Annotated in this window: 11 protein-coding genes, 1 tRNA gene and 1 pseudogene; 3 read left to right on the top strand and 10 right to left on the bottom strand. The window is 53.1% G+C overall.

The window, feature by feature from the left end; genetic code table 11:
- The gene (locus GGR95_RS03730) at positions 1-864 is read left to right on the top strand and encodes a LysR family transcriptional regulator (protein ID WP_184562952.1); all 864 of its coding nucleotides are present in this window, start codon (positions 1-3) and stop codon (positions 862-864) included.
- A gap of 422 nt (positions 865-1286) precedes the next feature.
- On the opposite strand, the gene GGR95_RS03725 is transcribed toward GGR95_RS03730, so the two are convergent.
- The 7 genes from GGR95_RS03725 to rpsL all read right to left on the bottom strand — a co-directional run bounded on the left by GGR95_RS03725 (position 1287) and on the right by rpsL (position 7558).
- A tRNA-Trp gene (locus GGR95_RS03725) sits at positions 1287-1362 on the bottom strand.
- 126 nt (positions 1363-1488) lie between these two features.
- Entirely contained in the window at positions 1489-2184 is a 696-nt protein-coding gene (locus GGR95_RS03720; RefSeq protein ID WP_184562951.1) for a CatB-related O-acetyltransferase, read from the bottom strand.
- 32 nt (positions 2185-2216) lie between these two features.
- A complete protein-coding gene (locus GGR95_RS03715) occupies positions 2217-2972 on the bottom strand; it encodes a hypothetical protein (RefSeq protein WP_184562950.1) in 756 nt (251 codons plus the stop codon).
- Between the two features lie 182 nt (positions 2973-3154).
- Entirely contained in the window at positions 3155-4330 is a 1176-nt protein-coding gene (gene tuf, locus GGR95_RS03710; protein WP_184562054.1) for an elongation factor Tu, read from the bottom strand.
- 97 nt (positions 4331-4427) lie between these two features.
- Entirely contained in the window at positions 4428-6545 is a 2118-nt protein-coding gene (gene fusA / locus GGR95_RS03705) for an elongation factor G (protein WP_184562949.1), read from the bottom strand.
- 77 nt (positions 6546-6622) lie between these two features.
- Positions 6623-7093, bottom strand: coding sequence for a 30S ribosomal protein S7 (gene rpsG, locus GGR95_RS03700; RefSeq protein WP_184562948.1), 471 nt, complete (start codon positions 7091-7093; stop codon positions 6623-6625).
- A 93-nt stretch (positions 7094-7186) separates the two neighbouring features.
- Positions 7187-7558: a 30S ribosomal protein S12 gene (gene rpsL / locus GGR95_RS03695; RefSeq protein WP_184562946.1), complete on the bottom strand. Its 372-nt coding sequence runs from the start codon at positions 7556-7558 to the stop codon at positions 7187-7189.
- Positions 7559-7910: 352 nt separating this feature from the next.
- Here rpsL and GGR95_RS03690 point away from each other — a divergent pair, with 352 nt between their 5' ends.
- Together GGR95_RS03690 and GGR95_RS19140 are read left to right on the top strand one after the other, a co-directional pair.
- Complete coding sequence (locus GGR95_RS03690; RefSeq protein ID WP_184563684.1) at positions 7911-8717, top strand: putative rhamnosyl transferase; 807 nt, start codon at positions 7911-7913, stop codon at positions 8715-8717.
- Position 8718: 1 nt separating this feature from the next.
- Positions 8719-9530 (top strand): annotated as a pseudogene (locus tag GGR95_RS19140) (putative rhamnosyl transferase).
- On the opposite strand, the gene GGR95_RS03675 reads toward GGR95_RS19140, so the two are convergent.
- From GGR95_RS03675 to rpoB, 3 genes are all read right to left on the bottom strand, one after another.
- Positions 9516-10385, bottom strand: a complete 870-nt coding sequence (locus GGR95_RS03675) for a DMT family transporter (protein WP_184562925.1) — start codon at positions 10383-10385, stop codon at positions 9516-9518. The pseudogene GGR95_RS19140 and the gene GGR95_RS03675 sit on opposite strands and share 15 nt — an antisense overlap.
- A gap of 157 nt (positions 10386-10542) precedes the next feature.
- Entirely contained in the window at positions 10543-14793 is a 4251-nt protein-coding gene (gene rpoC / locus GGR95_RS03670; RefSeq protein WP_184562923.1) for a DNA-directed RNA polymerase subunit beta', read from the bottom strand.
- A gap of 92 nt (positions 14794-14885) precedes the next feature.
- Positions 14886-19025, bottom strand: a complete 4140-nt coding sequence (rpoB, locus tag GGR95_RS03665) for a DNA-directed RNA polymerase subunit beta (protein WP_184562921.1) — start codon at positions 19023-19025, stop codon at positions 14886-14888.
- Positions 19026-19137: the final 112 nt, after the last annotated feature.

Below are 19137 nucleotides of genomic sequence, written 5' to 3'. Positions count from 1 at the left end.
ATGAAACGGCTCAGTTCTTCTCAAATTCGCGTCTTTAATGAAATCGCCAGCCAAGGCAGTTTTTCCGATGCCGCACGTGTACTTGGCGTCTCACAGCCAGCCATAACCGCTCACATTCGTACCATCGAAAAAGCTTATGACGTTAAACTGTTTGAAAGAACTGGGGCGGGCGCAGTGCTTACCCAGATCGGTCGAAGACTTTTTCAGCGCACGGCATCTATGCGAGATACTGAAAGAGAAGCCGCCGAAATTTTAAGCCGCGCCCACATGCTTGAAGTAGGTGAACTCTCCATCGCCTGCGGCGCCGCTGGACCTGCCATGCAGCTCGTTTCTCGATTTCAAAAATCATATCCAGGCGTCCGGCTGCAGCTACTATTTGGGAACTGGCAAGAAGTCGTGAACGCAGTTAGGTATCGTAAAGTCGATCTGGGCCTACTAACCGATGCGCCCGATGCCGACGATATCATTAAGCAACCTTTTACCACCCAAAAAATTGTGGCGCTTGTTCCAAAGGACCATCCACTTGCACAGCGGCGAAAATTATCTCTTGAAGAATTAGTTGGTGAGCCGATCCTGTTTCGAACAGGGAATTCACAAACACAACGCGCAGTGGATGCCGTCTTGAAAAAATACGACTTAAATATCAGGCCTCTGTTGGTCCTCGAAGCACGTGAAGCAATCTACGAAGCCTGTGCGCAGGGCGTAGGCATTGGGTTTATGTTTGATGCAGCATCCACCCGACGTGATGGCGTCGTCCGGATACCCGTTACGCAACTGCCTGAAACCCATTCAGAAGACGTATTTTGCTTGGCATCGAAGCGTAAGCTCCGAGCCACGGATGCTTTTTTTTCGATGGTTAAGTGATTTTGACTAACATGAGAAGTAAACTCGAAGGAAATGCCTTCAATCCACATCAAGTTGAAACCTTTCCTGGGCATGATTGAGTTAGGCTGGCGGTTTTACAGTATGAACAGCCTGCACAGTGCTGATGTGATGGGCGTAGCCATGCGGTTTGATTGTAGTGCCGTTGACGATACTAACCCACCCACCATTCGGAACGCAGGATAATGTCCGCAAAAAATCCGGCGCTACCTTTCAAACCGAATCCCGATGCCAGTATTCTGGAATTGAGGACCTGCATGAGCGATCATGCCGAAGTTGGAAAGCGTGAATATTACTAAGCCATAAGATTCGGCTAAAGTGTTCAAGCTTTAGTAGCTACTTTTTCACAAGCATCATACGCCCCTAGCGAGGCGTAATGTAATTATATGATTTTGTTGGATAATTGGCAGGGGCTGAGGGACTCGAACCCACGACCCTCGGTTTTGGAGACCGATGCTCTACCAACTGAGCTAAACCCCTATGCCGATGGATGGAGTAGTCTGGATCGGGCTTGGGATCAAGAGGCATCATGCCCCAAGCGTTTATATTTTCACGGATTCCCTATGTTTCATACGGAGTCCCAAAATTTATCCTACCAACTCACGCTTATGGCGCCTTATCAGCGGCCCCCGAATCCTTTGAAGGAGTTGCTGCAGCCAATGCATCTACGTCCCCACCGCAGATTGAAGCTTCATGCCTCAGGATGTGTTCTATAGGCCAATCCCACCAGCAAATGCGCTCTAAAATGGCGATCTGGCCTGTTGTGAAGCGACGGCGCAACGTGGTCGCCGGATTACCCGCAACAATGCTATAAGCAGGCACATCCCCCGCCACCACGGCCCCAGCGCCTACGATCACGCCATTACCGATGTTCGCGCCGGGCAAGATTAGAGCACCCTGACCGATCCAAACATCATGCCCGATCGAGGTATCCGGGCCCGCAGCAGGCATGGACGCGCGGCCCTCGCGGGCGCCGCCACCGAATACCGCAAAGGGGAAAGATGATATGCCATCATAGCGGTGATTGGCGGAAGATGTTATAAACTGGACCCCGTCGGCAATCTGACAGAATTTGCCAATCTGCAACTTCTCAGGGCTGAAATCGAACAGATAGGGTGCCAAACGCGCAGCCCAATCGGCTGGCGGATCAAAGGCACTTGCATAAGTATATGCGCCAACCTCAAACTGTGGGTGGCTGATGGCCGCGGCAAGAAACACTGTGCCCCCATGGCTGCTGCCATCAGGAAGCTGAATCGGATGCAGCTCTGTCGGTGATGGAAAGCGGGACGAACTGTCTGTCATGAGGTCTCCTATGTCAATTTTAGCAGCCGCAGCTATTTGCGAAACCACCCCGTCTTAGACTTGATCGGCCCATCTTGAAATTTATCCTGCTTTTGAGGAGTGCTGACTACGGCCAATTCGGTTATTTTTCTCGCGCGTTCGATTGCGCCAGCCTTTGGCATCGGTAACGGCGGTGCTTTGGTTGGAAGTTTCGGTTTTGCAGGACGTCTCACGGCAACCAGCTTGCGCCATGAACGGAACTTGATTGCCGCGACAAAAAACAACGCAAGGTTCATCACCCCAGCAATGGTTGCAATCATCAGACCATCTTGCGCTTGTTCACTGATAGCAGCTTCGCGTGTACCAAAATATGGCTCAACGATGGCTTTGTACTTTGCACCTGCTCCGAATTTCGCCAACCATTCCTTAGGCGGCGCAGCGCGGTAGCGTGGTGCCAAAAACCCGCGCACCTGCACGCGACCGCCAGTATCCTTGGTCTTGGCCAGCCGCTCTAACGTCAGATCCGTCAGATAGCTTTCAAAATATAGCAACACATAATCAGACCCGTCTTGAAGGGCCAGATAGGAGAAATTCACACCTTTCTGCGCTTTCTCATAGGGCCCAACATCTTCGCGGAGTTCACCTTGTAGATACACCTCATCCAAAAGCGCCACACCCGAGTCGCGTGAAAAATTGGACACCGCCACCAAGGGAGGCGCATCAGCCTGTCGCGCGTCTGCAATGAGGGACTTGGATTGGTGATAGCTTTGGACAAAACCTACAGTCGTCGGAGCGAATGAAGCACCCATGAAGGCGAAGACCCACCACGGAACCAATTTTACTATCAATCGACCAAACATGTTCACCTCATACACTACGATACTATTTTGCCTGACCACGCACGCTATTGTCTAGCGCATGCAAAAGGCCGCCCCCTAGGGGGCGGCCTTTGTAGATATCAGAGGAAGCGGGTTGCCCCGCCTCGCCCTCATTATTCGTTGATTTTGGACACAACGCCCGCGCCAACCGTACGGCCGCCTTCGCGGATCGCAAAGCGCAGACCGTCTTCCATCGCAACTGGTGCAATCAGCTCAACGTCGAACTGAAGGTTGTCGCCTGGCATAACCATTTCCGTACCTTCAGGAAGCTGAACAGTGCCGGTCACGTCAGTTGTACGGAAGTAGAACTGTGGACGGTAGTTCGCAAAGAACGGCGTGTGACGGCCACCCTCTTCTTTGGTGAGGATATACGCCTCGGCTGTGAACTTGGTGTGCGGCTTAACCGACGCAGGCTTACAAAGAACCTGACCACGCTCAACACCTTCACGGTCAACACCACGCAGCAATGCGCCAACGTTATCGCCTGCTTCACCACGGTCCAGCAGCTTGCGGAACATTTCAACGCCTGTGCAGGTCGTTTTCTTGGTGTCGCGGATACCAACGATTTCGATTTCGTCGCCAACGTTGATCACGCCACGCTCGATACGGCCTGTCACAACTGTACCACGACCAGAGATCGAGAATACGTCTTCCACTGGCATCAGGAACGGCTGGTCAACAGCACGTGCTGGTGTCGGGATGTATTCATCAACAGCTGCCATCAATTTCTTGATGGATTCTTCACCGATTTCTGGATCGCGGCCTTCCATGGCTGCAAGTGCAGAACCAGGGATGATTGGGATATCGTCGCCAGGGTAGTCATAGGAAGACAACAGCTCACGGATTTCCATTTCGACCAGTTCCAGCAGCTCTTCGTCGTCTACTTGGTCAACTTTGTTCATGTAAACAACCATGTACGGGATGCCAACCTGACGGCCGAGCAGGATGTGCTCGCGCGTCTGTGGCATTGGGCCGTCTGCTGCGTTCACAACAAGGATCGCGCCGTCCATCTGCGCCGCACCGGTGATCATGTTTTTCACATAGTCAGCGTGGCCTGGGCAGTCAACGTGTGCATAGTGACGTGCTTCGGTTTCGTACTCAACGTGCGCTGTGGAGATCGTGATGCCACGTGCTTTTTCTTCGGGCGCGCCGTCAATCTGATCGTACGCCTTGAAGTCACCGAAGTACTTCGTGATCGCAGCTGTCAGTGTCGTTTTGCCGTGGTCAACGTGGCCAATTGTGCCGATGTTGACGTGTGGTTTGTTACGTTCAAACTTTGCCTTTGCCATGGTGTTGGCTCCTTAATGTTCAATTCAGATAGAGGCAGTGCGCGACGTGTCGCCCACCGTTTGGACAGGCCCGCAGCACTGCTGCGAGCCGTCCTTGTTAAGCGAATTTGGCTTGAATCTCGTCGGAGAGGTTCTGTGGGACCGCATCGTAGTGACCGAACTGCATTGTAAAGTTCGCACGGCCAGAAGACATGGAGCGCAGGTTGTTGATGTAGCCGAACATGTTCGCGAGAGGCACAAATGCGTCAATGGCAATCGCGTTACCGCGGGTGTCCTGACCCTGTACCTGACCGCGACGTGATGTCAGATCGCCGATGATGCCACCAGTGTATTCTTCTGGTGTGACAACTTCGACTTTCATGATGGGCTCAAGCATCTTCGCACCGGCTTTGCGCATACCTTCACGCATGCCCATACGGGCCGCGATTTCGAATGCAAGAACCGAGGAGTCAACATCGTGGTATTTGCCCTCGATGAGCGCAACCTTGAAGTCGATAACTGGGAAGCCCGCCAATGGACCGGAGTCCATAACAGATTTGATGCCCTTTTCGACGCCTGGGATGTATTCCTTTGGCACCGAACCGCCAACAACGCGGCTTTCAAAGGAGTAACCTTCGCCTGGCTCTGTTGGTGAGATGATCATCTTCACTTCAGCAAACTGACCTGAACCACCCGACTGTTTCTTGTGCGTGTACGTGATTTCAGCTTCGCGGCTGATGGTCTCACGGTAAGCAACCTGAGGCGCACCAATGTTGGCTTCAACTTTGAATTCGCGCTTCATACGATCAACAAGGATGTCGAGGTGAAGTTCGCCCATGCCCTTCATGATGGTTTGACCAGATTCAATATCGGTCTCAACACGGAAGGATGGATCTTCTGCCGACAGACGCTGAAGGGCGATGCCCATCTTTTCTTGGTCTGCTTTTGTCTTTGGCTCGACAGCGATCTCGATCACTGGATCAGGGAAGGTCATCGTTTCAAGAACAACTGGGTCGTTTGGTGCACAGATTGTGTCACCTGTTGTTGTGTTCTTCAAACCGCCAAGCGCAATAATGTCACCAGCAAACGCTTCGCTGATTTCCTCGCGTTCGTTGGAGTGCATCATCATCATACGACCAACACGCTCTTTGTTACCCTTGGTAGAGTTGAGCATTGTGTCACCCTTGGCCAATTTACCGGAGTAGATCCGTGTAAAGGTCAAGGAACCCACGAAGGGGTCGTTCATGATTTTGAACGCAAGCGCAGAGAAGGCCATATCGTCGTCGGCACGGCGCGGGATGTTACGCGTCTCTGTTTCGTCGCCTGGCTTAAAGCCCATGTAATCAACAACGTCCAGCGGGCTTGGCAGATAGTCAAGAACAGCGTTCAGCAACGGCTGAACACCGATGTTCTTAAACGCAGAACCACCAAGAACAGGAACGAAAGACAAGGAAAGGCAAGATTTGCGGATCAACGCGCGCAGTGTTTTCACATCTGGTTCGTTGCCCTCAAGATAGGCTTCCATTGCATCGTCGTCTTGCTCAACAGCGGCTTCAAGCAGCTTTTCGCGCCATTCAGCAGCTTCATCAGCAAGGTCCGCACGGATTGGTGCTTTGATCCATGACGCGCCAAGGTCTTCGCCCTGCCACAACCATTCCTCCATGGTCACAAGATCAATCAAACCTTCAAGTGCGGTTTCAGAGCCGATTGGCAGTGCGATAGGAATAGCACGCGCACCAGTGCGGTCTTCGATCATGGTAACGCAGTTAAAGAAGTCTGCGCCGATTTTGTCCATTTTGTTAACAAAAACCATACGCGGAACTTTATAGCGGTCAGCCTGACGCCATACGGTTTCGGTCTGCGGCTCAACACCAGCGTTACCGTCAAGAACCACAACCGCGCCATCGAGAACAGCCAGCGAACGCTCAACTTCGATTGTGAAGTCAACGTGGCCTGGTGTGTCAATGATGTTCATGCGGTGCTTTGGGCCGTCTGGCTCGGTGCCAGTTTCGGTACGTTCCCAGAACGTGGTTGTCGCAGCCGAGGTGATCGTAATGCCACGCTCTTGCTCTTGCTCCATCCAGTCCATCGTGCCAGCACCATCATGGGTTTCGCCCATTGTGTGGTTCTTGCCCGTATAGAACAGGATGCGTTCGGAAACGGTGGTTTTACCAGCGTCGATGTGCGCGATAATACCGAAGTTACGATATTTTTCGAGGGTGTAGTCGCGTGCCATTTGTAAAGCTTCCTTAAGAGGTTTTGCTTTGATAAAGGTTCAGGGCTACGCGTATCGCAGCCCTGACAATGGATATATTACCAGCGGTAGTGGCTGAATGCTTTGTTCGCGTCGGCCATTTTATGCGTATCTTCACGCTTTTTAACGGCTGTACCACGGGACTGAACTGCGTCCATCAGCTCGCCTGCAAGGCGCTCTTCCATGGTATTTTCGTTGCGCGCACGTGCGGCTTTGATCAACCAGCGGATCGCAAGAGCAACGCGGCGCTCTGGGCGAACTTCTACTGGAACCTGATAAGTCGCACCACCGACGCGGCGCGAGCGCACTTCGACGGATGGCTGGATGTTTTCAAGCGCTTCGTGGAATACTTCCACTGGTGCGCGTTTGATTTTGGCTTCAACGCGATCGAATGCGTTGTACACGATACGCTCTGCGGTCGATTTCTTACCATCGATCATCAGGTTGTTCATGAATTTGGTCAAAACCAGATCGCCGAACTTGGCGTCTGGCAGTACTTCGCGTTTTTCAGCGGCGTGACGGCGTGACATCTTTTTGTCTTCCTCTTAGCGGGGTGCATCGCTGGGCGTTGCATATTGTCGGAATGTAACAGCCGGATGACACGCACCCGGCCAGCAATGACCTTACTTCGGACGCTTGGCGCCGTACTTGGAGCGACGCTGCTTACGATCTTTAACGCCTTGCGTATCGAGAACACCGCGAACGACGTGGTAACGTACACCTGGAAGGTCTTTTACACGGCCGCCACGGATCAGAACCACAGAGTGTTCCTGAAGGTTGTGGCTTTCGCCGCCGATGTAGGAGATGACCTCAAAACCGTTGGTCAAGCGAACCTTGGCCACTTTCCGCATCGCGGAGTTAGGCTTTTTAGGTGTGGTTGTATAAACGCGCGTACATACGCCACGCTTCTGCGGGCATTCCTGCAGGTGCATGGATTTCGATGTTTTGCGTTTCGGCTGGCGCGGTTTGCGGATCAGCTGCTGAATTGTTGGCATTCCGGTTTTATCCCCGTGTTGCTGTCTTTAGTGCAGAAGCAAAGCCCCTGCGGTGAATAGTATGCTGCGCGCGTCCGGCAGCGTGACTGAAACACATGATCCAAAGCAATATGGCCGCGACGCTTCCGTACCGAGGTAAGCGAGGCGGCTATGCTTTCAGAGGATCGGGCCAATTAAGGCGGCCTGGATCTTGACCACATGCGATATGATATGCGCGTCAGGGGCGACCCCCATTAGCGAGATATTGGGCATATACGCAGAGTCGCCAGACGTGTCAATACCAGCCATCCCTTGCCAAGCACTGCCTTACCCCTCCATAGTTCGCAAAAAGCGAATGAGGGATGCCGTGACACTGCAAGTAATTGGTCTATGCCGGTTTTCATACCCCGCAATTGGCGGGTTTCAGGTTGATCACGACACCATAGAAGAGCGGATCGCGTATCTTTATAGTGAGTCCCGCTTGGAGGAAAGGTTCCGGTTGTTTGAGGCAGTGGCCCTGCCCTCTCTCCACGCCCAGACCGATTCTGACTTTGAATTGATCATCGTCATCGGTGATCAACTTCCCGCCCACCACGTGAAGCGGCTTGAAGCTCTGATTTCAGATATCCCGCAGGCCTGCATCCATGCCGAACCTCCGCGCCCGCAACGCGAAGTGATGAAACAAATTCTAAACGCCGCACGGCGCGATTTTTCACAGCCTTGCCTGCAATTTCGGTTGGACGATGATGACGCTGTTGCTGTGGATTTTGTTGAACGCTTGCGTAAAGCGGCAGCGGATTGTGCCGTACTGACTGCCCAGCATAAATCCGTCGCGTTTGACTGGACCAAAGGTTACATCGCCGAGTACAGCGCAGATGGTATTGCGGCCACGGAAATCTTTCGGCCTTTTGATGTCGCGGCTCTTGGCATGTGGGTGAAGGGCGATTGTCACCTGACGATCATGAATTTTGCCCATAACAAGATCAATCGCTTCATGCCCGCCGTCAGCTTTGATGAACCGCGGATGTTTGTACGTGGACATAATGAATCCAATGACAGTAGACAAAAAGCAGTCAAAGGTGTGCAGGTCACACCGTTGAGTTTTGAAGATGCCAAGAGATTTCACAAACGCTTTGCCATAGACATCGACCACGTTCAGCAAATTTTTAAGGGCAGTTAAGATGCGAACAGTCGGGCTCTGCCGGTTCTCATGTGTCGGGCGTGGCGGTTTTCAGAATGGACGGGACAACCAGACTGACGTGGCTGCATACCTTTTTGACGACGCCCGTATAGAAGAACGCTTTCTCCTGTTCGAAGCCATCACCCTTCCCAGTGTCGCGGCGCAAACCGATCCCGACTTTACCTTTCTTATTGTAACTGGAAAGTGGCTCCCTCCCCAACACCTCAAGCGGTTACAGGATCTCACTGCGCATGTCCCACAATGTGTGATTAAACAATTTCCGCCGCGGCCACATCGCAAGATTATGGCAAAAGCCATCAATAATTGGCGAGGCCCCCTGACACACCATGCCTGCAATTCCGGCTGGACGACGATGATGCAATGGCATTGAGCTTTGTTGAGAAGTTCAAGCAGGCCGCGCGTGATTTAAGCGCAATTACCGCGCGGCACAGTTCGGTCGCGATCGACTTCAACCAAGGCTATGTCTTTAAGGCTGACCGAGAGGGGCTGAAGCTTTGGCCCTATCATTACCCCTATTCGGCCATTGCACTGGGGATTATCGTGCAGGCGGGTAGCGATGATACCATCATGAGCCACGGCCATCACAATCTGTGGAAAACTATGCCCACACTCACCTACACAGGTGAAGACATGATGCTGCGCGGCCATAATGGCTATAACGACAGCCGGATGAAGAGCAGTAAGAACGACTTTGATTACCAACCCGTGTCCGCCGCGCAGGCAGCCCATATCGAGGCGACCTTCGGGATCAAGGACAGCCATGTACGAGAGGTGTTCTCACGCGCTCTTTGACAGCTTGCGCTCGCGGTAGAAGGTGAACAAGCCTGTCGTCATGACTATGCCCGCGCCAAGAAACGTCAGAGGTTTGGGGACTTCGTCGAACACAAGAAATCCGATGATCATCGCGGCGATCAATCCCGTATAGCGAAATGGCGCGTTAAAGGCGACATCACCCCTACGCATGGCCTGAATGCCCGCAAAATACCCGATGGAGACAAAGACAGCGGCGCCGCCAATGAATTTCACAGATTCACCTGAGACGGGCTGCCATTCCTCCGTAAGCGAAGCAAGGCCCGTCGCGATAAGGACACATACCATAGTGCCCAGCGTAACCGTCATGCCCGAGACTTCATGTGACAGACTACGCGTTATAAGGTCACGCACAGTGACGCCAGCAACAGCCCCCAGCGCATAGATTGACCACACATTAAAACCATCGCCACCTGGGCGGATAATCAGCAACACCCCCCCTAGCCCTACGGCAATGGCCAGCATGCGGCGCCAACCCACAGCTTCGCGAAAGATCAGCGCAGAGCCGAGTGTTACTGTAAGCGGCACAACCTGCATGATCGCGGTGAGGTTCCCCAATGGCATGTGGAACAACGCGTTGAGAAATAGATAGGCTGTCAGAACCTCGGCCAAACTCCGCAGAACGATAACCCATTTGTCATGCGTTGAGGCATAGAGGCGCAAAGGTCCGAGGCTTCGCGCTACTATGAGGATGAGTATGGTTCCCATAATGCTGCGCATAAAAACCAACTGAAACAGGGGCAATGTGCCACCTGTCAGTTTTAGAAAAGTGTCATTTGTAACAAACGCAGCCATAGAGGCCATCATGAGTAACGCACCGGCAGTATTTGGGGACATCGGTCATTCCTATGCTTCCCTTGGACTGTGCGCGAACATCACAGACAGAGCAATCCATAGCATGCAGTTCTCTCGTATTTCAAACCACCCGCAAACAGAAAAGCCCCCGCATCCTTGGGATACGGGGGCCTATCAGATCAGTTAGAAAAGGCGCGACTTAATCGCGGCTTTCCTCGTCAAACCCGGACGTGTCAGAGAACACATCGCCGCCAACCACATCGGACGCAGGCGCAACTGGTGCAGCAAGTGCAGCAGCTTTTTCCGCTTCGATACGGCGTGCTTCGACAACAACGTTATCACGATCAGCAGCCACACGGCGCATCTGTTGGGTTGCCCCACCAGTACCCGCAGGGATCAGACGACCCACGATGACGTTCTCTTTCAAGCCAACCAGTTTATCGCGCTTACCTTGGACAGATGCCTCGGTCAGAACACGTGTGGTCTCTTGGAAGGATGCCGCCGAGATGAAGCTGCGGGTTTGCAGCGACGCCTTGGTGATACCCAAGAGGATCGGTTCGCCTTTGGCAACACGGCCCCCTTTAGAGATCGCCTTTTCGTTGGCTTGGTCGAATTCCAGCTTGTCTACGTGTTCGCCTTTGAGCAGCGTGGTATCACCAGATTCCTGGATTTCCCATTTCTGCAACATTTGACGCACGATGACTTCGATGTGTTTGTCGTTAATCTTCACACCTTGCAGGCGGTAAACGTCCTGAACTTCGTCGATCATATAGTCAGCCAAAGCTTCGACACCCATAATGGCGAGAATGTCATGCGGCGCTGGATTGCCGTCCATGATGTAATCGCCCTTCTGGACAAAGTCGCCTTCGGCCACTGGGATGTGCTTGCCCTTGGGCACCATGTATTCGACCTTGTGATCCGGATCTTCCGAGCTCTCGATCGCGATGCGGCGCTTGTTCTTGTAGTCTTTGCCGTAACGCACATAGCCGTCGATTTCCGCGATGATCGCGTGGTCTTTGGGGCGGCGTGCCTCAAAGAGTTCCGCAACACGTGGCAGACCACCGGTAATGTCCTTGGTCTTGGCGCCTTCACGCGGAATACGCGCCAGAACGTCACCCGCTTCAACGTCGCTACCTTCTTCCATAGACATAATCGCGTCTACGGACATCGGGTAGGTGATCGGATTGCCAGCAGAGTTACGGACAGGTTCACCATCTGCATCAACCAGAATGATTTCTGGCTTCAGCTCGTTACCTTTGGCGGCAGAGCGCCAATCGATCACGATTTTCTGGGTCATGCCTGTCGCGTCATCGGTCTCGTCTTTGACAGAGATGCCTGAGATCAGATCGACGTGTTTGGCAATACCTTTGGCTTCCGCAATAATCGGCAGCGTGTAGGGGTCCCATTCGTACAGTTTGTCGCCACGGGCAATAGACTGGCCCTCTTTGACAAACAGCTTGGTACCGTAACCCACTTTGTGGCTCGCTCGCTCATCACCGTTTTCATCGATGATCAACAGTTTCATGTTGCGGCCCATGACCATGGTTTCATCCGAAGAGTTTTGCAGCGTGTTGCTGTTCTCAAAGCGGATTTTACCGGCCTGACCTGCTTCTTGGAAGGACTGCTGGCCACCCTGCGCAACGCCACCAATGTGGAATGTCCGCATTGTCAGCTGTGTACCCGGTTCACCAATCGACTGCGCCGCGATGATACCCACCGCTTCACCTTGGTTCACAAGTGTACCACGTGCAAGGTCACGACCGTAGCACATTGCGCAGACGCCTTCTTCGGCCTCACATGTCAGTGGTGAACGGATCCGTGCAGAGGCAACAGAGGCTTCGTCGATGATGTCAGCCAGACGTTCGTCAACGATTGTGCCGTTGGCGATCAGAACTTCTTCTGTACCTGGACGCATGATGTCTTCTGCAACAACACGACCCAACAGACGCTCGGCCAGCGAAGAAACAACTTCGCCATCGTTGACCGCAGCGGTTGCTGTGATCGCAACGTCTGTACCACAATCATGCATACGAACGATGCAATCTTGCGCCACATCCACCAGACGACGTGTCAGGTAACCGGAGTTAGCCGTTTTCAGAGCCGTATCCGACAGACCTTTCCGCGCACCGTGTGTCGAGTTGAAGTACTCAAGAACGGTCAGACCTTCTTTAAAGTTCGAAATGATCGGTGTTTCGATGATATCGCCGTTCGGCTTGGCCATCAGACCACGCATACCGCCCAGCTGTTTCATCTGCGTAACCGAACCACGCGCACCGGAGTGAGCCATCATGTAAACCGAGTTTGGTTCATTTTCGGAACCGTCTTCGGCGTATGTGGTATCGGAAATCGCACCCATCATCGCGTCGGTGACTTTGTCGTTACACTTTGACCATGCATCGACCACTTTGTTGTACTTTTCACCCTGAGTAATCAGGCCGTCCATGTACTGCTGTTCAAAGTCGCGCACTTGGTCACGGGTTTCTTCAACCAGTGGCCATTTGCTGTCTGGGATCAACATGTCGTCTTTACCAAACGAAATCCCGGCTTTGAAAGCTTCGCGGAAACCCAATGTCATGATCTGGTCACAGAAGATGACGGATTCTTTCTGACCACAATAACGGTAAACCGTATCGATGACCTGCTGCACTTCTTTCTTACGCAGCAAACGGTTGACCAGGTCAAACGGCGCTTTTGCGTTCAGCGGCAGCAAGGCACCCAGACGCATACGGCCCGGAGTGGTGTCGAAACGAATGATAACTTCGTTGCCTTCGTTATCGATCTGTTTGATCCGCGCTTGGATTTTGGCGTGCAGATGTACTTCACCCGCGTCGAGTGCGTGCTGCACTTCGTCGACGGTGCCGAACACTTTGCCCTGACCTTTCATACCTTCACGCTCAAGCGTGACGTAATAGAGGCCCAAGATCATATCCTGTGAAGGAACAATGATCGGCGCGCCGTTTGCAGGCGACAGAACGTTGTTCGTGGACATCATCAAGACGCGTGCTTCCAGCTGGGCTTCCAGCGAAAGCGGCACGTGAACCGCCATTTGGTCGCCGTCAAAGTCAGCGTTAAAGGCCGAACAAACCAGCGGGTGCAGCTGGATGGCTTTACCCTCGATCAAGACGGGTTCAAACGCCTGAATACCAAGACGGTGCAAGGTAGGCGCACGGTTCAGCATGACTGGGTGTTCGCGGATAACTTCATCCAAGATGTCCCACACTTCGGGACGCTCTTTTTCCACCAGCTTTTTGGCTTGCTTGACTGTCGAAGACAGACCTTTTGCTTCAAGGCGCGAGTAGATGAACGGCTTGAACAGCTCCAAGGCCATCTTTTTCGGCAGACCACATTGGTGCAGCTTCAACTCGGGGCCCGTCACAATGACTGATCGGCCAGAGAAGTCGACGCGCTTACCCAAAAGGTTCTGACGGAAGCGACCTTGCTTACCTTTCAGCATGTCGGAGAGTGATTTCAACGGACGTTTGTTGGCACCCGTGATCACACGGCCACGACGGCCGTTGTCAAACAACGCATCCACAGATTCCTGCAACATACGTTTTTCGTTACGCACGATGATATCGGGCGCGCGCAGTTCGATCAGACGCTTCAAACGGTTGTTACGGTTGATTACGCGGCGGTACAGGTCGTTCAGATCGGAGGTCGCAAAGCGGCCACCATCCAGCGGTACCAGTGGGCGCAGTTCTGGCGGGATCACGGGGATCACTGTCAGAACCATCCACTCAGGACGGTTGCCAGATTCAAGGAAGGACTCAACCACTTTGAGGCGTTTGATGATCTTCTTCGGCTTCAACTCACCTGTGGCGACTTTCAGCTCTTCACGCAGTTGGTCGGCCTCGGCTTCGAGGTCGATCGCGGCCAGCATTTCACGGATCGCTTCTGCACCGATGTTAGCGGTGAACGCATCCATGCCATAGCCGTCTTGCGCATCCATATACTCTTCTTCGGTCAGCATTTGACCGTAGGTGAGGTCCGTCAGGCCCGGCTCGATGACAACGTAGTTTTCAAAGTAGAGAACACGCTCAAGATCACGCAGGGTCATGTCCAGCATCAAGCCAATCCGCGATGGCAGAGACTTGAGGAACCAGATGTGTGCCACTGGCGATGCCAGTTCGATGTGGCCCATACGGTCACGGCGCACTTTTTGCAGCGTAACTTCAACACCACATTTTTCGCAGACAACGCCGCGATACTTCATGCGTTTGTATTTGCCGCACAGACATTCGTAGTCTTTGATTGGTCCAAAGATACGCGCACAGAACAGACCGTCACGCTCTGGCTTGAACGTACGATAGTTGATGGTTTCTGGCTTTTTGATCTCACCGAAAGACCACGACAAAATACGCTCTGGCGAAGCAAGGGAAACCTTGATCTCGTCAAACGTTTTTGTAGGTGCAACCGGGTTGAACGGGTTGTTTGTAAGTTCCTGGTTCATTTTCAATCCTTAGATTTATTCTCGAAAGCGGTGGAGAGAGGGACTGCCCTTCTCTCAAAGGGCAGTCTGGAATGTTAAATTCCGGCTATGCCCTACTCTTCATCCTCCGCATCCAGGAGTTCCATGTTCAGGCCGAGGCCCCGGACTTCTTTGACCAGAACGTTGAACGATTCAGGAATACCTGCCTCGAAGTTGTCCTCGCCCTTGACGATGCTCTCGTACACTTTTGTACGGCCAGCAACGTCATCCGATTTCACGGTCAGCATTTCCTGCAAGGTGTATGCAGCGCCGTAGGCTTCAAGTGCCCAGACTTCCATCTCACCAAAGCGCTGACCACCGAACTGTGCTTTACCGCCCAATGGCTGCTGGGTAACCAGCGAGTATGGTCCGGTCGAACGCGCGTGGATTTTGTCATCCACAAGGTGGTGCAGTTTCAGCAGGTATTTCACGCCAACAGTAACCTTGCGGCTAAACTGCTCGCCTGTGCGACCATCGAACAGAACCGATTGACCGGATGTATCGAAGCCTGCACGTGCAAGGCTGTCATTTACGTCCGCTTCCTTGGCCCCGTCAAAAACAGGTGTCGCAATTGGCACACCGCGGGTCACGTTGCCCGCCGCTTCCAGAAGGTCATCCTCTTCCATACCAGCGATGCCTTCGTCGTAGACATCATCGCCGTAGGCCAGCTTCATCGCTTCACGCACAGGGGTCATATCGCCGGAACGCTTATATTCTTGCAGCGCCTCGTCCACGTTGATGCCCAGACCGCGTGCGGCCCAGCCCATGTGTGTTTCCAAAATCTGACCAACGTTCATACGCGATGGAACACCCAGCGGGTTCAGACAGAAATCGACCGGTGTACCGTCTTCGAGGAACGGCATGTCCTCCATCGGGACCACTTTGGAGATAACACCCTTGTTCCCGTGACGACCGGCCATTTTATCGCCCGGCTGCAGCTTGCGCTTCACCGCTACGAATACTTTGACCATCTTCATCACACCTGGGGGCAGATCATCGCCACGGCGTACTTTCTCGACTTTGTCCTCAAAGCGCGCATCCAAGGCCCGTTTCTGGATCTCGTACTGCTCGTTCAACGCTTCAACGATTTTCGCATCGTCCTCGTCTTCGAGGGCGATCTGCCACCACTGACCGCGTGTCAGGACTTCGTCCAACACTTCTTCGGTGATCTGTGCGTTTGGCTTGACGCCGCGTGGACCTTTGACAGCTACTTTGCCAAGGATCACTTCACGCAGACGCGCAAAGATGTTGCGATCAAGGATCGCCATCTCATCGTCGCGGTCACGCGCCAGACGTTCGACTTCTTCACGCTCGATTTGCAGCGCACGTTCGTCTTTTTCCACACCGTGGCGGTTGAACACACGTACTTCTACGACCGTACCGAAATCACCCGGTTTCACACGCAGCGAGGTATCACGCACGTCCGATGCTTTTTCACCAAAGATGGCGCGCAAGAGTTTCTCTTCCGGCGTCATCGGGCTTTCGCCTTTTGGCGTGATCTTACCAACCAGAATGTCACCCGGCTCAACGTCTGCACCGATATACACGATGCCAGCCTCGTCGAGGTTGCGCAGCGCTTCTTCACCAACGTTTGGAATATCGCGTGTGATTTCCTCTGGCCCAAGCTTGGTATCACGGGCGGCGACTTCAAATTCTTCGATGTGGATCGAAGTAAACACGTCGTCACGCGATACACGCTCGGAGATCAGGATGGAGTCTTCGTAGTTATAACCATTCCAAGGCATAAACGCGACAATCACGTTTTTACCAAGAGCCAGTTCACCCATGTCTGTGGATGGACCGTCAGCAATAACCTGACCTTTTGTAACCGTCTCACCCACTTTCACCAGCGGACGCTGGTTGATGCAGGTGTTCTGGTTAGAGCGTTGGAACTTGCGCATGCGGTAGATGTCTACGCCTGCGTCGCCCAACTCAAGGTCTTCTGTTGCGCGGATAACGATACGTGTCGCATCCACTTGGTCAATCACGCCAGCGCGGCGGGCCATATAGGCAGCACCGGAATCGCGTGCAACAACTTCTTCGATACCTGTACCCACCAGCGGCGCTTCTGCACGCAGCAATGGCACAGCCTGACGTTGCATGTTCGAGCCCATCAAGGCCCTGTTCGCATCGTCATTCTCAAGGAAGGGGATCAAAGACGCAGCGACCGAGACCAACTGCTTTGGCGAAACGTCGATCAGGTCTACGTTCATCGAAGGTGACAGTGTATAGTCACCCGATTTACGTGTCGAAACCAGATCGTTTACGAACTTCATGTTTTCATCAAGGTGCGCGTTGGCCTGCGCCACAGTGTGGCGCATTTCTTCGGTCGCGGACATGTATTGAACGTCATCCGAAACGATACCGTCTTTTACCTTGCGGTAAGGTGTTTCGATGAAACCATATTTGTTCACGCGGGCAAAAGTAGCCAGCGAGTTGATCAAACCAATGTTTGGACCTTCAGGCGTTTCAATCGGACACATCCGACCATAGTGGGTCGGGTGAACGTCACGTACTTCAAAGCCTGCACGCTCACGTGTCAGACCACCTGGTCCAAGCGCTGAAAGGCGACGCTTGTGCGTGACCTCGGACAGCGGGTTGGTTTGGTCCATAAACTGCGACAGCTGCGAAGAGCCGAAGAATTCACGTACCGCAGCAGCCGCTGGTTTTGCGTTGATCAAGTCTTGTGGCATGACGGTGTCGATTTCGACAGAAGACATACGTTCCTTGATCGCACGCTCCATACGGAGCAGGCCAACACGGTACTGGTTTTCCATCAATTCGCCAACGGAACGCACACGACGGTTACCAAGGTGGTCAATGTCGTCGATGTCGCCACGGCCATCGCGCAGGTCAACCAGCGCTTTGATACATGCAACGATATCATCGCGGTCCAACGTGCGCTGGGTGTCTTCTTTTTCCAATGCCAAACGCATGTTCATCTTCACACGACCAACAGCCGACAGGTCATAACGCTCGGAATCGAAGAACAGCGTGTCGAACAGGTTCGACGCGGCTTCAACTGTGGGCGGCTCACCCGGACGCATCACGCGGTAGATATCCATGAGCGCAGTGTCGCGGTTCATGTTTTTATCTGCCGCCATGGTGTTACGCATATAGGGGCCAACGTTGACGTTATCGATATCCAACAATGGGATTTCGGTGATGCCCGCGTCGATCAGTTCTTTGGCTGTGCCACCGATCAACGTGCCGTCTTTGTCATACTCCAGTGTCATCTCGTCACCGGCCTCGACGTAAATCGCGCCCGTTTCTTCGTTGATGATGTCTTTGGATACGAACGTGCCCTGAATGTGATCGTAAGGCAGCAGCAAGGATGTCACGTTGCCTTCGTCGATCAATTTCTTAACCGCGCGAGGCGTCACTTTCTTACCTGCTTCGAACAGGATCTCACCGCTATCTGCGTCTACGATATCATAGGTGGGACGTGTGCCACGAACCCGCTCCGGGAAGAACGGTGCAACCCAGCCCTTGCCCGCCTCAAGACGGTAGGTAACGGTGTTGTAATAGGCATCCATGATCGCTTCTTGGTCAAGGCCAAGAGAATACAGCAGCGTGGTGACAGGCAGCTTGCGACGACGGTCAATACGGCAGAACACGATGTCTTTTGCGTCGAATTCAAAATCCAACCACGAACCGCGGTAAGGAATAATACGGCAAGCGAACAGGAGTTTACCTGAAGAGTGCGTTTTACCTTTATCGTGGTCAAAGAACACACCCGGTGAACGGTGCATCTGGGACACGATAACACGCTCGGTACCGTTTACAACAAACGTACCGTTTGGCGTCATCAACGGCATGTCGCCCATAAAGACGTCTTGCTCTTTGATGTCCTTGACCGACTTGGCGCCAGTATCTTCATCCACATCAAACACGATCAGACGGAGCGTGACCTTAAGCGGTGCGGCATATGTCATGTCGCGCTGCTGGCATTCCTCTACGTCGTATTTCGGCTTTTCGAGCTCGTATTTTACGTACTCAAGAATGGATGTCTCGTTGAAATCCTTAATCGGGAAAACCGACTGGAAAACGCCCTGAATACCATCACCATCGGTGGGGGTTTCAGCATCGCCTGAATTCAGGAACAAGTCATATGAAGACTTCTGAACCTCAATGAGGTTCGGCATTTCCAGCACTTCGCGGATTTTGCCATAATATTTACGTAAACGCTTCTGGCCAAGGAAGGATTGTGCCATGTGTCGTGTCACCTTTCGTGTCTCTTGCCGAATGCGCCATCGCCGGGGCCGCGATGCACACCCATAAGAGCGGTTAAGTCCAGTCTATGCTGGAGCGCGTCCCACCGCACCC

The sequence above is a fragment of the Sulfitobacter undariae genome (assembly GCF_014196805.1).
GTDB classification, from domain to species: Bacteria; Pseudomonadota; Alphaproteobacteria; order Rhodobacterales; family Rhodobacteraceae; genus Sulfitobacter; species Sulfitobacter undariae.
Note: the sequence above shows the minus strand (reverse complement) of the source record. Positions and strands in the feature narration are given on the sequence as shown.

What these genes read in the sequence shown, in the direction of transcription:
- GGR95_RS03675 (WP_184562925.1), bottom strand. Translation starts at nt 10,385, where the DNA reads ATGTCCCCAAATACTGCCGGTGCGTTACTCATGATGGCCTCTATGGCT.
- fusA (WP_184562949.1), bottom strand. Translation starts at nt 6,545, where the DNA reads ATGGCACGCGACTACACCCTCGAAAAATATCGTAACTTCGGTATTATC.
- rpoC (WP_184562923.1), bottom strand. Translation starts at nt 14,793, where the DNA reads ATGAACCAGGAACTTACAAACAACCCGTTCAACCCGGTTGCACCTACA.
- rpsL (WP_184562946.1), bottom strand. Translation starts at nt 7,558, where the DNA reads ATGCCAACAATTCAGCAGCTGATCCGCAAACCGCGCCAGCCGAAACGC.
- rpsG (WP_184562948.1), bottom strand. Translation starts at nt 7,093, where the DNA reads ATGTCACGCCGTCACGCCGCTGAAAAACGCGAAGTACTGCCAGACGCC.
- tuf (WP_184562054.1), bottom strand. Translation starts at nt 4,330, where the DNA reads ATGGCAAAGGCAAAGTTTGAACGTAACAAACCACACGTCAACATCGGC.
- GGR95_RS03720 (WP_184562951.1), bottom strand. Translation starts at nt 2,184, where the DNA reads ATGACAGACAGTTCGTCCCGCTTTCCATCACCGACAGAGCTGCATCCG.
- rpoB (WP_184562921.1), bottom strand. Translation starts at nt 19,025, where the DNA reads ATGGCACAATCCTTCCTTGGCCAGAAGCGTTTACGTAAATATTATGGC.
- GGR95_RS03715 (WP_184562950.1), bottom strand. Translation starts at nt 2,972, where the DNA reads ATGGGTGCTTCATTCGCTCCGACGACTGTAGGTTTTGTCCAAAGCTAT.
- GGR95_RS03730 (WP_184562952.1), top strand. Translation starts at nt 1, where the DNA reads ATGAAACGGCTCAGTTCTTCTCAAATTCGCGTCTTTAATGAAATCGCC.